Raw genomic sequence first — 15743 nt, forward strand, 5'->3', positions numbered from 1 at the left:
CTCGATTTTCCCGGCACGGGCCACCCCCATACATAAGTGGGGAAGGACTGATCCGGTCTTGATTGCCTCCGATTAATTTCATCTTAAGTTTTGACAATATTTCAAATTTTCATTAAAATCCGATTCATTTATAAAAAGCACCCCGTTGAATCCCGCCGAATGGCGGGACGGGGTCCACAGTTTCATATTGCTGTCTCGAAATAGTAGCGACATCTTTGTCATGCCGGACGCGATCCCCGCAAGTACGGGAGCTGGATTTTCCCGAACTTGCGGGGATCGGAGTCCAGGAAAATCCTCACACAAAGTCACTAAATGGGATACCGCAACAGAAATATCTCACACCCCAGTACCATTTTCCGAAGGTACGGGGTAAACAAAGACACAAAGCACACAAAGGATTATTTTCTAAAGAAACTGAAACATGCGCTTCTCTCTGTGTTCTTTGCCCCGTGAAACCTTTTCTGTGTCGTTTCACTCGGGGTGGCCTCCGCCTGCCCTGTGAAACCCTTTTTTGGTCTTGTTTCACCGGGGTGTGAGTCTAAAGAGAGAAACACAAGTACAGGAGATCGTAATGGTCCGAAAAAAGACCGGCGATACCGGCAAAGACCGGCAGAAAAAGGCCGCTGGGGAGGGGAAAAAGCATCCGGACCAGGCGGCTGCCGAGCGCGAGGAAAAACAGACCCGGCAGGAGAATCAAGCTCCCCCTTCAACCGGCCTCCCCGATCTCCCTGTGGAGAAAGATCCGGAAAAGGAAGACGCCCACAGGGAAGAGACGGATGACCTGTTCCCGGTCATCGGCATCGGGGCCTCTGCCGGGGGGCTCGAGGCCCTGGAGACGCTCTTGTCCAACGTGCCGGAAAAGAGCGGCATGGCCTTTGTGATCATCTCCCACACCGATCCCGCAAGGGTCAGCCTGCTGCCGGAGATCCTGAGGCGTAAATCACAGATACCGGTCCTGTCCATAGAAGAAGGGATGGAGATCCGGCCCGATACGGCCTATGTGCCGCCTTCCGACAAAGACCTGATTGTCAAGAGCGGGGCTTTTTGCCTGGAGGCGCGGCAAAGAAGAGACGCGCTTCACATGCCGATCGACCGCTTTCTGAGATCCCTTGCAGAAGACCGGGGCGAGCGTTCCGGCTGCATCATCCTGTCCGGCACCGGAACCGACGGCACCCAGGGACTCCGGATCATCAAGGAAAAGGCCGGGGTGGTGGTCTCCCAGAACCCCGAATCGGCCCGTCATTCCGGTATGCCCCGGAGTGCGATCGACACCGGGCTGGTGGATTTTGTCCTGGCCCCGGAGGAAATAGCCAAAGAGCTGATCCGGTATTTTGAACACCCGGGGAGGATCGAATCTGAGAGTAAAGGCAAAGATGCGCCGCCAAAGGAGCTTCAGAAGATCCTCTCCTTTCTGGCCAACCGCACCAGGCACGATTTTTCGCTTTACAAGAAGAGCACCCTGATCAGACGGATAGAGCGGCGGATGAGCATCACCCGGTCCCAAAACGGTTCCGAGTATCTGAGTTTTCTTCATAGAAACCCCCAGGAGGTGGAGATCCTCTTCGAGGATTTGCTGATCAATGTGACCAACTTTTTCCGGGACCCGGAGGCCTTTGCCTTTCTGAGAGAAGAGGTCCTGCCGGACCTTGTCGGCCGGGCCGGCAAAGGGCAGACCCTGCGGATCTGGATCCCCGGCTGCTCCACAGGGGAAGAGGCATATTCCGTGGCCATGATCGTACAGGAGACCATAGAGGAGCTGGATATAAGCCAGCGGATGCAGATCTTTGCCACCGACCTGGACAAGAAGGCGATTGAAAAGGCCCGGGCAGGGGTCTATGTCGAAAACATTGCAACGGATGTGAGCCCCGAGCGGCTGAGCCGGTTCTTTGTAAAAGAAGATCATCTTTACCGGGTCAGAAAAGATATCCGGGAGTCCATCATATTTGCCGTTCAGAATGTGTTGAGCGATCCTCCGTTTTCAAACCTCGATCTCCTGGTCTGCAGAAACCTTCTGATCTACCTGGAGGCCGAGGCACAGCAAAAGCTGATCCCCCTCTTCCACTATACTCTCAGGTCCGGAGGGGTTCTTTTTCTGGGGACATCCGAGAGCGTGGGCCGCTTCGGCGACCTGTTTGAACCGATAAACAAAAAGCAGAGCCTCTACCGCAAAAAAGACGTCAACAGCGGCTTTCGTCCAATGGTGGAATTCCCCACCAGGACGTATCATCTGGAATCGGCCCGGATCGGGGGGGACACCAGGGCTGATCAGGGGATTGGAATCGCCCAGGCTGCCGAGAGGGTGCTGCTCCAGAGACACACCCCGGCCTCGGTGGTGGTGGACCGGGACGGAAATATCCTCCATGTCCACGGCCGCACCGGAAAATACCTGGAGCAGCCCGAGGGAAAGCCGAGCCTCGGGATCCTGGAGATGAGCCGGGAAGGACTCCGCTTTGCCCTCTCCTCCGCCCTGCGAAAGGCGGCCTCATCCGGTGAGGAGGCACGGCAGGAAAATCTGAGGGTCAGGACGAACGGCGATTTTCAGTACCTGAATCTCATTGTAACGCCCCTTTCCCAACCGCCTGCACTGAAGAACACCTTCATGATCGTCTTCGAAGATTGCGAAAGCCTGTCTGAAAAGGAGATCGAAGCGGCGGGGAAACATCGGACGGGCGACCGAAACGGCCATGTGATCGAACTCGAACGCGAGCTGTCAAGGGTCCAGGAGCAGTACCAAGGATCGCTGGAAGAGCTGGAGAGTTCCAACGAGGAACTCAGATCGGTGAATGAGGAACTCCACTCCTCCAACGAAGAGCTTCAGAGCACAAACGAGGAACTCGAATCATCGAGGGAGGAACTCCAGTCGCTCAATGAAGAGCTTTCCACCGTCAACAGCGAACTCCACAGCAAGATCCAGGAACTTGCCGAATCCTACGGCACCATCACCGCTGTTCTGGACAGCACGCACATCGCCATCCTCTTTCTGGACAGGGATCTCAGGGTCAAGCGGTTTACCAATGAGGCCGCAAAACTGATCAACCTCATCGACTCGGATGTGGGCCGGCCCATCGACCACATCTCCCACAATCTGGAGTGCGACCGGTTCACTGAAAAGATTCATCAGGTGCTGGAAACCCTCACCCCCGTGGAGGACGACGTCCGGACCAGGGACGGTCACTGGTACCGGATGCGGATAATGGTATATCGCACCAGGGAACACGTCATCGACGGGGCCGTGGCCACCTTTTTCAACATCGATGCACAGAAGAAGGCCCAGGCGGAAATTGAAGAAAAGATTTCAGGGAGTGTCTCAAAATGACGGGAAGAGAATCCAAGTTTAACGAGCTTAGAGAACGGGCCGAAGAGATCCTGATGGAACGGGGAGACGGGGAGCCCCTGAAAACCGCGGATCTCGATCTCCTCCGTCTGATCCACGAACTGGAGGTCCACCAGGTGGAACTCGAGCTTCAGAACGAAGAACTCCGGCGGATGCAAAGGGACCTGGAGCAGTCTCGAAACGAATATTCCCAGCTTTTTAATACATCCCCGGTCGGGTACGTTATCATAAATCACAAGGGATTGATCTCGCTGATTAACCAGGGGGCATACGATATGATCGGCGGTCCCCGCACCCCTCCGGTGGGGAGGGCTTTCATCACGCGAATAATCCCCGAAGATCAGGTCGTGTATCATTCCTGCCTGAAAAAGGTAAGTGAATTCGGGGAAAATGCCTCCTGCGAGCTACGCCTGAAAAGGGAAGATAACACTCTGATATATGTCCGCATGGAGGTGAAGGCGGACCGGAACAGCAGTGACGGCTCTTTGTTCTGGCATATTGCAATGATGGATATCACCCGGGAGAAAGAGGCGGAGGAAGGGCTTAAGCAGGCACGTGATGAACTGGAGCAGCGGGTGGAGGAACGGACGGCCGAACTCAAACAGAGGGCCGAACAGCTTGCCCGGTTGTCATCCGAACTGACCCTGGCCGAGCAGCGGGAACGCCGCCGTCTTGCGGTAATTATTCACGACCATCTCCAGCAACTGCTTGTAGGGGCCAAGATGCGTTTGGAAATCCTGGAAACCAAATCCGGAAACAGTCACGGTGAGGCCCTGGAACAGATTCACGATCTGATCATGGAATCCCTGAAAATCGCCCGTTCCCTGAGCACACAGATGGCACCTTACATCCTTTATGAGCGCGGTCTGGCCCCGGGGCTGGAATGGCTGGCCCGAACGATTCAGGAATCATTTCAGATAAAAGTAGAAACCAATATCGATCCCGGCATTCAAGTTGAGCGGGAGGATCTTAAGGTTCTCCTGTTTGAAGCGGCCCGTGAACTTCTTTTTAATACGGTCAAACATGCCGGCACCTCTTCGACCCACATCAGGTTGTCGACGGAAAAGGATGAAAACAACCGGCTGAGGATCACCATAAGTGACCGTGGAGTAGGATTCGATCCCGGGAAAATGCTGAATGCGGCAGGCGAAGAGAACCGGTTCGGTCTTTTCAGCATTCGGGAGAGGCTGAATCTGCTTGGCGGGAGCCTGGAAATCGATAGTTCGCCCGGTGCCGGCTCGAAAATCAGCCTGAGCGTCCCCTATGATATCACCCGATCGCCCGAAAAACCCCCGGAGAATCCTGCCGTTCCTTCAGATGGGCCGGCGACCGGCCCGATCGCTGTAAATCACAAAATCCGCGTCTTGCTGGTGGACGATCATGTGACGGTGCGGCAGGGGGTCTCCTCCTTTCTCGAAAAGGTCCCGGATATCGAAGTGGTAGGTGAAGCCGGAGATGGTAACGAAGCCGTTCAAACGGCGCGCATGCTTAACCCCCACGTAATCCTGATGGATGTCAAAATGCCCGGGATGAACGGCCTCGAGGCCACAAGGAAAATCCATTCCGAGTTACCTCACATCAAAATCATAGGACTTTCCATGTATGAAGATGACGAGGTAGCAAAGGCCATGCGGGATGCGGGAGCGGTGGCTTTCATTACCAAAAGCGACCGCTTGGAAGCCCTCCTGACTGCCATTCGACAAAATTTTCCCGAAAAGCAAATGGGAGTCACCCCGAATCCGGTTCACTGATTCTATTTTCCGGCTTTTCCCACATCCGGTTTATGGGGTATCCCATCCCTGCCGCAACCCAACAGCCGCAACCGGAAATCTCACCCAAAGCCACTAAGACACAAAGAGTTTTTTGTCTAGAGGCTATTTCCGAATAACGACGTACCGCCCAGAAGGGCTTATTCCGTTTCACAGAAAGGAAGTAAGATTGCCATTTTAGAGGCCGATGGCCTATAAATGAGTTCAGTAAATGTGAAATATTGGCATTCAACCGTTCACCAACTCCAAGCGAATCGAGCGAGAGACAATTTGACATGACCCCCATTCTCGAAATCATAAATAACGGCCCCGACCTACTCAGAACGAACTTTTTTGATTCGGAATATGCCGAAAATGGCTATTACTATCTTTCAACCTATGCCGGTTGCGTCCGCCTTTTGATTCCCGGCAATCAGAAGGGGCCCCTGAAGGAGTTAAAGGATGTCAGCTATGTGATCCTCTTCCGGGGTCCATGTGTCCAGAGAGGCGTTTCAGATGCCATCGAGCTTTTGTTTGAGGACTTCTCCGATTCTTCCTATGCCATTCATATGACGATTCAGCAATGCGATATGCTGCCGGACGGAGAAGGTGAGTGGATATTAGCTTTGTGGGTTCGTTCCGGCAAGAAGATGGAGTTCCCGCTCAAATACAGAAAAGTTGATGAAACCCCCTGCCTAAAATCTTGGATGGAGATGCCTGAGTCAGGATATTACCAGATTCATAGCAGATATTCAATATCTGAAATTCCTTAAAATTAAATCATTTTCATGCGTCTATTTCTCTCCCCCCCGTTGCGCGAACTTCAGATAATAGCTTATTGGTATCACCATCCTTGGTGCAATAGGCGGACGCCCCGGCTTCAATCATTTGATCGGCCTGGTCCTGTTTGTCATGCATTGATAGTCCGATGATGCGGATGTGTGGAAACTCGGAAAGTATAATCCGGGTAGCCTCGACTCCGTCCATCTTCGGCATGCTGATGTCCAGCACTATCACGTCGGGTTGAAGATCCCTCGCTTTTATAACCGCCTCCATTCCATCTGCCGCTTCGCCGACAATCTCGATATCGGATTGCAACGTAAGCAAGGTGGCGAGTCCCTGGCGGACAACCGTGTGGTCATCGACAAGGAGGACCCGGATTTTGTCTCCGGATTTTACTTTTTTGACCTGAGTGGTAATTTCCCGGATGCGGTTGTCATCTTTTTCCGGGCTTGTATCCACCGGAACAATCAGCGAAAAAACAGTTCCGTTCCCCGGTGAGCTTTTGATTTCAAAACTCCCGCCCATAAGTTTCAGTCTCTCGTAGATACTGAAAAGGCCGAATCCCGATCCGGCCCGTGCCTTTTCCCAGATCGTATCAGGATCGAATCCGAGTCCATGATCTTTTACTGTAACACGGAGATGGTTCTCGTCATCTAAAGCCATTTTAACCCGTGCCGATTTGACTCCGGCGTGCTTGACCGCATTGAAAAGCAGTTCACGGACGGATTGAAATAAATGTATGGTGGTCTCTTCCTTATGAGGATCTAAAGAAAGATCTGTTTGCATTTCGACGGTCATGCCATGGGTTTCTTTCATCCAGCGGGCAAGCCATTGCAGTATGGCGGAAAGGCTGTTTTGCTGTAAGATCGGTGGAGACAGTTCGGCAGTCAAAGTACGGGAAGTTTGAATAGACTGGTTGATGAGATTCATAACATTTTCAGCGATCTGCTTATTTTCCGGATTGATATTGGTGGATAAAACTTCGCAATTGACCTTGGCCCCTACCAGAATCTGCTGAAGGTGATCGTGAAGAATTTCAGCTAAACGCCGCCGCTCCCGCTGTTCGGCAATTGTGAGCTCCGATACCAGCGCCTGCAACTGCTTGGCCCGGGACTCTGCCAGATCGGTACGCTCGACCACCTGCTGTTCCAGGGTTTCATTGAGTTTCCGCAGGTTTTCCTCCGCCCGTTTGCGCTCGGTGATGTCCTGCCACCCTATTACTCCGCCTGTGATATTCCCCTGCGAATCTCGAATCGGCGCAGCGGTGCAAAGTATAGGGAACCTTGTCCCGTCGGGTCTTCTGAGCACCCACTCTTCCTCTCTAACCACCTCACCATTTTGGGTCGCACGTGTAAGAGGTAGTTCCTCATTGTTAGCGGGAGTAATCCCATCGGAGTGGAAAACATCGAATGACTTCGCGTGTTTTTCAACAGAAATCCCTTGGAGCACCTCAGCCGATTTCCCGATCAACTCACGGCCTGAACGACTTCGGGAACTTCTTCCGGATCAGTGGCAGCCTGTTCCAAAAGATGCGCAAGGGCTGATCGTCCAACCTCGGTAATCGTCAGTCTCCCCTCAAAATCGATTGTCAAGGAACGTAGGCCCAGGATCTATCTCTCCGAGCCTCTATCCCATACCCTGTCCTGCAACCCAGCGCCGGATGGGTTGGTCTGACGCTTACGACTGGACAACATGAGCAATGGCGCGTCATTGCTTGTCTTCGCCAACAGCGGGCTTCGGTTCCATCCGGGTAAATGCGCGCATCCCTAAAATGGGCCGGTAGATCTTCTTGAAGCTGTTGTAAAAGTCAAAGGCATGGGTCTCGCTTTCCACTTCGTAGCGGATATCCACCTGATGCAGCATGCACAACTGTTGTTCGGAGTTGGAGGCCTGAAACAGAGGAATGCCTGAAGGCGCCCAAATACCTGAACTCCCCCAGAAAACATAATTTCCGTTGCGCTGCAGCCCCACGGAATTGCAGGCAATCATCCAGATCTGATTGGTGGCGGCACGGGCCGCGGCCATGAGGTTCCACTGATAGCCGTAGTATTCATCCGTTCGGACGTTCATCATGGGATAGGCCCGAACCGCAGGCCCCCGCCAGCTGGCCAGCTCGATCACGCCGTCCACCCGGTTCTTCATCCCATAGGTTTCATAAAGCTGACTGAAGCACATGTCGTAGCACGTGGTGAATCCGAAACGGCCCCAGGGGGTGTCAATCACCAAGACGTCGTCCCGCCCCGATTTTTCATAGACATTCTCGATGCCGGGCAGAAAGGTCTTGTCATAAATGCGGGCGGTCTCGTTCTCGGATAGATCGTCGCAATTGAAATTTTTGTCCACCACATAGGTCGAGTTCAGCAGCTTGTTGTCAGGGCCGGCAACCTGAGACGGAGACTCCGGGTCCCTTCGGAGAGCATTGAAGATGACATATTGCAGGGTGTCATCCAGTTTCCCTTTCAACTGCTTGAGCCATTCCTTGTGATTGTCGAGCGCTCCTTTGTTCATATAGGCCCAGCAGGGGGCATACCCTTTGGGATTGTAGGCCTCAAAAAGTTCTCGATGCGGGTCCCGTTTCCTCACCGCCTGTCTGAAACCCTTCATCAGTTCCCGCTCCGCCTTCTCTTCCTTTTTCCAGTCGGGATCCGACCAGAAGTACCCGGTGAGGGAAAACTCCGGGAAAAGGATCATGTTGGCCCCTTTTGCTTTGGCCATGTCCACCAGGTTGAGAATGCGGGTCTTGTTCTTTTCAATGCTTTCCCCGGCCTCGATGCCCTTCCGGGTGTTGGAAACGACATTGTGAATATTGGCAATGGCCAGATTCAGGCCATCGGATTTACTGGAACAAATCCTCTCAACGACGACGATGCCGCCTGTCCCGGCCAGGACGACCGGTTGGAAAAGGAAACCAAGTGCCAGAGCGCCTGCCATGAGCGCATACAGCAGATGTTTATGCGTTCGCAATGGCGCTGCTTGCGTCGTTTCTTTTTCAGATATCGGGACCGCTTTCTCCATGACGCTCCTTCTTTGTAGCCGTTGACGGCCAGGTTTCAGATTTCAGGTTTCGGGTTTCAGGAATGATGCAGACGGACGATAATGAAAACCTTTCCCTAGCGATGTAGGTTGGGTGGAGCGGCTTAGGAGACTTGAGTTCTCGATCTGCGACATACGGTCCAAGCAGAGACGAAATCTTCCCTTTGCTCTCAATCCAGAGTAACCCAACAACGCGGAAATTATTATTCTGAAAGACTATAGCATAAGGCAATGACTCATTGCGCATCAGAGCTGTTCGTATCCCCATTCTCATACAGGGGTCGGCAATGGGTCTCCTTCGAAAAAACGGCCACAAGCAGGGCCATCACCACCAAACCGACCATGGTGCTCAGGGCAATTTGATATTCGCCCACAGTGGCGGACGTTTCCCCGCCTAATGAATCGAGAATCGTCCCCACTCCCGGCTGAAAAATGGCGCTGCTGGCCACCGAGCAGGTGTTGATGAACCCCACGGAAATGCCTGCCGACCCCGGAGGCCGCACATCATTTCCCAGTGCAAAGGCCACGACATAGGCGCTGCACATGAAACCCTGAACGATCAGCAGCGCATAGAGCACGGATAAGGGCATGCGGGGTCCGTAGATGACAAAAGAGAGGACCGCCACCGCAATAATGCCCGCCCCCAGCATCGGCATCTTGCGCTGTCCGATCTTGTCTGAAAACCACCCAAAAAAGAAACTGCCTGGAATGCCGCCCACAAAAAGCATGGACATGGCCCCCTCGGCCTGAACCTTGGTAATATCATAATACTGCACAAAAAAATCCGCCCCCCAGAGGGCCCCGAATACAAAGTAGATGGCATTCATCCCGGATACATAGGCGCCGCACATCCAGGTTTGTCCGCTCAGGAATACGTGCTTGAGGTCGGAGAGAGTCTTGTGCCCGCCACGGCTCTTGGCAGGATGGTCTTCCCACCGGGTAGCATTGGCCGGGTGGTCCCGCACCACAAAAACGATCAGCAGCGCCAGTCCGACCCCGACAGCCGCCAGGATCCAGATGGTCATGCGCCACCCAAATGCGCCGACTGCAGCGGAAAGGGGGGCCTCGCCGCTGATGCCGCCGATCATGCCGATGAGAGAGGTCAATCCAACCAGTGTGCCGAAATATCGATGTGGAAACCAGTTGGAAATGAGTTTGAGACAGGATACAAATGAGAATGCGGTCCCTGCGCCGATCATCAGGCGGGCCATTTCAGCGGACAGAGGGTCGCTGGCCAGAGCGAGGAGAATGTTGCCGGCAACCGCCACGCATGCGGCGGCGATGAGCGGGCGATGCGGACCGAAATGGTCCCCGATCAATCCCACCGGGATCTGCATAATTCCGTAAGAATAAAAATAGAAACCGGCGATGACGCCCAGCGTGGCATTATCGATATGAAATGCCTTCAGCCAGTAGGGACCCATGGCGCCCGGCGCCACCTGCTGCAGATAGTCCCAGAAAAAATATCCCGTCGCGATTGCCCAGATAAACCATGCCAGAATGGATCCGTGACCATACTTTTTGGCCATCGTGGTCATGTGCAGCCTCCCGGTTAAGGTATTTACGGCGTCTGTTTTTGATTGGTTGACGGACCATATGTGAAAACACCGGCAAAGTCAAATCGGGCGGGCATATTCTGGAAGGTAAGCCGGCCAAAAATTCTGATTATGTCTTTTTCCTTGACTCAGCGGAGTTATTTCTCTATGTCTTTTTCAAATCATGCCCTTTTTTATCATGAACAATCTCTCAGTCGGACGATTCTTAGAGCAAAACCCATCCAGCCGCACCGAATACGCCCAACTGATATCCCGCCATTCATACATAAGCAACCGGCGCTTGAGCAGGATACGCCGCCTTCTTATGATGGCGCTGTGCGGTATATTGCTGCATTTAACAGCCGGTTCCTTATCGTTTGCACAGTCCGGGGAAGAGAATCGAGGTTTTGAGAAATGGGACGTATGCTTTCCTCAAAGCCTGGAGCAATATCTCAGCGAAACCGTCACCTTTCATGGCAGCGTGGTCGGCTATTATCAGCAGTATGCCAATGCCACATTAGAAAATCAGGGGCACAAAGAAAATTTTACCGCGTGCATTTCTCCCCAGCTCATCGGCGTCTGGAAGCCGACCGCCCAGGGGACCCTTCATGTGAGGCTGCGGTACACAAACAACCGGGTGGATCTGGCTCAGGAAGGCATTGTTCTGGCCAATCTTCTGGAAACCAATGTGGGCGATAAGGACAATGGCCGCCTCCGACTGCAGAAGCTTTACTATTCCCACACATTTGATGGGGACCAGGCATTTGTCGTCTTTGGGAAAACAGATGGCGAAACCTTTTTAGACCTCAATGCCTTTGCCAATGATTCGAGGACTCAGTTCATCGGTCAGCCGCTGGTGGACAACCCTGTTCTGGATGATGAAGATGAATATGCCCCGTTCATCGCCGTCGGCGGGACCCCGTCAAAGGACCTCCACCTGCTGTTGCTCGGCCAGTCGTCTTCCCATCCCATGAATGATAACGTGGCCGCAAAAAGCGTGTGGGAGCAGATGCTGAAAGGTCCCTTTGTGGCAGGACAGGCCGCCTTCACCCCCGGCATACAGGGCCTCGGCGGGCACTATCGGCTCTATGGCTGGGTCAAATCCTATGATCACCCCAGACTCGCCGCGCCAGGATACGAAAAAGGATGGGGAATCGGCATGAGCGTCGACCAATACGTCGCCCCCGATTTCGGTGTGTTCGCCCGCCTGGCATATCAGAACCGGGACGTCTATGAAACGCCCTGGTTCTGGTCGGCCGGGACCCGCGTCACCGGCCTCCTGCCGGGACGGGAAGCCGATATTTTCGGTTTCGGCATATCAGGTCTCAAGGCCAACCCGGACACGCCCCATCAGGGAACGGAGATACACCTGGAAACCTATTATCGGATTCGGCTCTCCAAGCACTTCTTCATCTCCCCGGACCTCCAGTATGTCATGAATCCTTTGGGAAACAATGATGAAACCGCCATCTTTGCCGCCATGCTGCGGGGTGAGTTCCGCTTTTAGCGCATCGGCGTCAAACAAATATGAATTCCTCTCCGATGCTATGGCAGCGGAAAGCCTAGCCACCCGTTTCTGGTGGCGGGATGGACAGAAATGGCGGCGCTTGCATGAAAACCCCAATAAATATTCGTGCCCGCAGTCTTCGCATTTGACCCTCGCGAAGCCGTTATGGTTGATGCCGCAGTCCAGGAAACGGTAGATCACCTGTTTCACATAGGGCCGGAAAAACCCGTGCTGGGTAGCGAACCGCTCGCCATAGACCTGCTCCAGCACCTCAAAGTTATCCTCAACACACTGATAGTATCGCCCTGCATCAGCCCCTGATAGGCAAGATCGAGCGAGGATACGTACTGACTATTTGTATTTTTTTAAATCATACTTTTCAGCCAATGCAGACCTTTCATCATCAGGAAGAGATTCCATATACCTTTTCCATCCGGGACACCAACTAATGTGCCATTTCCATAACCGGCCTAAAATTGATTTGGAATTATTGTCATATTTTGCCCTAAAGCTACATTTTTCGCAGTCGTTCGAAGACATCAGGCGTTCTCCTTATTCTTGACAACATCAATCCATTTATTGAATCGAACCTATGTCACCAGTGAGGTACGCAGTTCCTCCACCCCGGGGTGTTTCCAGTCCCGCTGGCGTCGGTAGTTGGGATGAGGCTCGAATGGGCGAATGCAATCTTCCAGCAGCTCCCCCAGAATCTTTATTCGATCCAATGGACCCTCACCCAGGCCGCCCGCGATGGCGTGGTGGAGATAGCCTACTTCCAGGGGGTCGAAACCCATAATGCGAGTGCCAATGCTGTCAGCGGCTATGAAATCAGTTGAAGCCACTGCGAGACGGAGATCCACTGGTTTTCCCTGTGTTGGCCCCGGCCCTTCCATGGCCGTGAAACCGTCCAGAATTGCCAGGTGAGGGGGAAAACTTCTGGCGATGAGAAAGAGATTGTAATTCAAGGTGGGGTAGGTTTGATGCATGGTTACCTTGTCGCTTCGCAGAATATATTTTACTACCCAGCCCATGCCTCGGGGATATACGGCATTCTTTGGCCGAACCCAGTGGCTCAGCCTGTGCGACAGCCTATCCAGATTTGCTATCCCCCGGCTTATCAGACTGCCCATCACCAGATTTTTTAACGATAAAGTGACGATTACCGCATCGTGGGTCTTCATCGGGGTCAGGGAGATGCGACAATCGCTTTCCGCTACGGTTTGGGCAAAGCGCAGTGTTATGGGCTGCAAGTCCCTATTTACAACTTTGACTTCAACCCAACGGTCCCGGTTAAGCTCCACCAACCGCGCCCCATAACGCTTGGCCACCTTGGCCAGTCCATAAACCTCAAACCCTTTTATTGAATCGGCATGGGCAGAGCCTTCAGCCACCACAATCTCCCTGTCCGTACGCTGGCGGATAAATTCCAACACCGCATCGAGGGCTTCGGGATGGGTCCCAGACAGGGGCTTGGTCACCGAAACCATGTTAGGTTTGACCACAATGCGTTCCCCTAAGCGGATCTGCCCCTCTATAAGCTCAAGAGCCCTGAGGATATTCCGCCGCCGATCATCACCCCTTACCAAGGCAACATCCGACATGATGCCAAGTCCTTATCCAAAGAGTATTTCATGGAAATTTTGTCTGTCATATCATCATAATCGCGTGGTGGACTTCACCTGGATGCCGCTCATAGGCCTTTCCTGGCGTTCATCACTGGCCGTCAGAACGCCCATGAGGCCCTGCCAAGAGATCATCTCTAATGATGCGCCTTGAAGAGGAGTGCGTTTGATCTTATCTCCAGATCCCCTCTCTAATATCAAGATTCGTTTCCCGAATCTGCTCAGTTCATGAGTTGCCGACGCGGCCCCCGGGCCCGGAGCCAATGATGATCACGTCAAATGGGGTGTTCTTTGGCGCATTCGTAGAGGTCCTCTATCAGATACCGACCCAGACATCAGTTATGAGTGAAGGGTCTGTCCCGAACTCCCAAGATAAACCGGCGCTTAAACTATTGCATCTGACGAGCCTGCAGAACCAATATATCATAAAGGCACCAATCAGATATGGATTGGATTCTGTAAATAATTTACCATAGGCCGCAGGCAACTGCAAACCGTTTGAGTCGGGACAGGCAGAGGACTTTGTTTGATTACTATGAGCGCCTGGCTGGGGTCATGGCAAGGTGGGTCAAACATTGTGTACCCCCAGGAGTTACCATCTGGATAACTCACAGATTCAGCACCGCCCAAAACGTGACATATCTGCCATATCAGCGTTTGTAAGGTAAATATTATGGAATATCAGTCGGATATACCTTATGAGACAGTAGGTTATGCCGGTGTGATTGGGGAAATCGCTGCTCCAACGCAACCAGAGGGCCTTTCACCGCTCATCAATGGAAATAAGGCTATGGTAAAGATTAGGCTTGCGATATCGAAATAGATGGCCTCATCGACAGGACCATGAAGGTCCAAAGCCACGCTGTGGCCATCTAAATGATAATAGACAATACTCCCGTGATGATTATTTTAAGATAAAGAGGATCAAAGGGGTTACTGGTTGGAGCAAACCCGAAATTATATTGATTTTACAACCGAGACGAGGAGATACACATACAGAACTTGTTACTTGAAATATTCCGGAAAAGCTTGGCAAGATTTCTGCTTGAGTCCGACAGCTGTTCTTTAAATACTGCGTTAACGCCTCCTTGTTGAGCGGGAGAGAAAGGTGGTGCCCTCATGTCAAAAATACTAATCGTAGAGAGCTACCCCCATCTGGCTTCCTTGTATCGTGAGGTCCTTTTCGAGGATGGGCATCAGGTTTTTGTGGCCTCCAGCTGCAGAGAAGCCGAGAATATTGCCCGGGACAATGATATAGAGCTGGCCATGATTGATGAAAGTCTTCCGGCAAAGTGCGAGGAAGAACTGTTAAAAGCAATAAAATCAATCCAGCCTCATATTAAGGCTATCGTTTGCCCTTTGAATAAACTCAGCCGAAATATTTATCGCCAATTGTGCGATGAGGGCTTTCTCAAGATATCTGATTATACCATTCTTCAGAGGAAAATAGACGAGCTGGTGGAAAGGATTTCCGTTGGTGACCAGATGGGTTATCAGCAGAGAAGTGTCGCATAGGATTAGAAAAAAGATAAAATGGTGCGGAATGTGTCGGCGAAGCTTCATGTTTCACAGGAGTTACCATCTGGATATGTCACGGTTTCATCACCACCGAAAACGTGACATAACTGCCATGTCTCAGTCGATAAAAGACGATTAATATCGGTAAGATACATAGCATTAAAATGGTTGCCGGGGTGAAGGTTTTCTATACCTCCACCCCAGCCCGATCACGTTACGCATAGATATTCTCGATCCATCTCATGGCCTCGGTATCAGGCACTTTTCCCAAGTAAATTTGAGTGGTTGACAGATTCGCGTGCCGTAAGATGACTTTTGACACAATCTCGATGGGAACGCCTGACCGGGAGGCATATGTCGCAGCATGCCGTCTGAGATCATGTGGCCTGAGCCGAATCCCGACCCTTTCGCCAGCCTTCTTGACCATGCTCCGTGTGGCCTCGTAGGACAAAGGAAAAATTCTCTGATCCGGCTGAATCCCGTTGTCCCGGATGTATTCCTTGAGCCGGTCAGCCACTTTCTGCGGGATGAAAACATACTCCCGTTCTTTGCCGCTTTTCGGGTCCCTCAGCGTCAGTTTCCGGTCATGGACGTCCATCGCCCTGAGTTTCAGGACTTCACCAACCCTCATCCCGCCTCTGGCCATCAGTTCAAGCATGAGAC

The 15743-nt window shown here is 52.5% G+C and carries 11 protein-coding genes and 1 pseudogene; 5 read left to right on the forward strand and 7 right to left on the reverse strand.

The window, feature by feature from the left end:
- Nucleotides 1-571 precede the first annotated feature (571 nt).
- From K9N21_16385 to K9N21_16395, 3 genes are all read left to right on the forward strand, one after another.
- Nucleotides 572-3316 (forward strand): PAS domain-containing protein, encoded by a 2745-nt coding sequence (locus tag K9N21_16385; protein MCF8145494.1) that lies wholly within the window; start codon nt 572-574, stop codon nt 3314-3316.
- Nucleotides 3313-5085, forward strand: a complete 1773-nt coding sequence (locus K9N21_16390) for a response regulator (protein MCF8145495.1) — start codon at nt 3313-3315, stop codon at nt 5083-5085. Before K9N21_16385 ends, K9N21_16390 begins: the two co-directional genes overlap by 4 nt.
- Before the next feature lie 239 nt (nt 5086-5324).
- The gene (locus K9N21_16395; GenBank protein MCF8145496.1) at nt 5325-5855 is read left to right on the forward strand and encodes a hypothetical protein; all 531 of its coding nucleotides are present in this window, start codon (nt 5325-5327) and stop codon (nt 5853-5855) included.
- A gap of 13 nt (nt 5856-5868) precedes the next feature.
- Here the strand turns inward: K9N21_16395 and K9N21_16400 are convergent, their stop codons facing one another.
- From K9N21_16400 to K9N21_16410, 3 genes are all read right to left on the reverse strand, one after another.
- The gene (locus K9N21_16400; GenBank protein ID MCF8145497.1) at nt 5869-7314 is read right to left on the reverse strand and encodes a response regulator; all 1446 of its coding nucleotides are present in this window, start codon (nt 7312-7314) and stop codon (nt 5869-5871) included.
- Nucleotides 7315-7572: 258 nt separating this feature from the next.
- Nucleotides 7573-8880, reverse strand: coding sequence for a carbon-nitrogen hydrolase family protein (locus tag K9N21_16405; protein ID MCF8145498.1), 1308 nt, complete (start codon nt 8878-8880; stop codon nt 7573-7575).
- Nucleotides 8881-9134: 254 nt separating this feature from the next.
- The gene (locus K9N21_16410) at nt 9135-10436 is read right to left on the reverse strand and encodes an MFS transporter (GenBank protein ID MCF8145499.1); all 1302 of its coding nucleotides are present in this window, start codon (nt 10434-10436) and stop codon (nt 9135-9137) included.
- A 322-nt stretch (nt 10437-10758) separates the two neighbouring features.
- On the opposite strand from K9N21_16410, the gene K9N21_16415 reads away from it, so the two are divergent.
- Entirely contained in the window at nt 10759-11940 is a 1182-nt protein-coding gene (locus tag K9N21_16415) for a carbohydrate porin (protein MCF8145500.1), read from the forward strand.
- Nucleotides 11941-12000: 60 nt separating this feature from the next.
- On the opposite strand, the pseudogene K9N21_16420 reads toward K9N21_16415, so the two are convergent.
- From K9N21_16420 to K9N21_16430, 3 genes and pseudogenes are all read right to left on the reverse strand, one after another.
- A pseudogene (locus tag K9N21_16420) lies at nt 12001-12150 on the reverse strand (transposase zinc-binding domain-containing protein).
- Between the two features lie 141 nt (nt 12151-12291).
- Nucleotides 12292-12480, reverse strand: a complete 189-nt coding sequence (locus K9N21_16425; GenBank protein ID MCF8145501.1) for a hypothetical protein — start codon at nt 12478-12480, stop codon at nt 12292-12294.
- A gap of 50 nt (nt 12481-12530) precedes the next feature.
- Nucleotides 12531-13541, reverse strand: coding sequence for a DUF362 domain-containing protein (locus tag K9N21_16430; protein MCF8145502.1), 1011 nt, complete (start codon nt 13539-13541; stop codon nt 12531-12533).
- A gap of 1140 nt (nt 13542-14681) precedes the next feature.
- Between K9N21_16430 and K9N21_16435 the strand changes: the two genes are divergently transcribed.
- On the forward strand, nt 14682-15077 hold the full coding sequence (locus K9N21_16435) for a hypothetical protein (GenBank protein ID MCF8145503.1): 396 nt from the start codon (nt 14682-14684) through the stop codon (nt 15075-15077).
- 217 nt (nt 15078-15294) lie between these two features.
- Here K9N21_16435 and K9N21_16440 read toward each other — a convergent pair.
- Nucleotides 15295-15743 (reverse strand): site-specific integrase (locus K9N21_16440; GenBank protein ID MCF8145504.1); only part of this gene is annotated, 449 nt, incomplete at its 5' end.

It is taken from the genome of Deltaproteobacteria bacterium (genome assembly GCA_021737785.1).
In the GTDB taxonomy this organism is placed as follows: Bacteria; Desulfobacterota; DSM-4660; order Desulfatiglandales; family Desulfatiglandaceae; genus AUK324.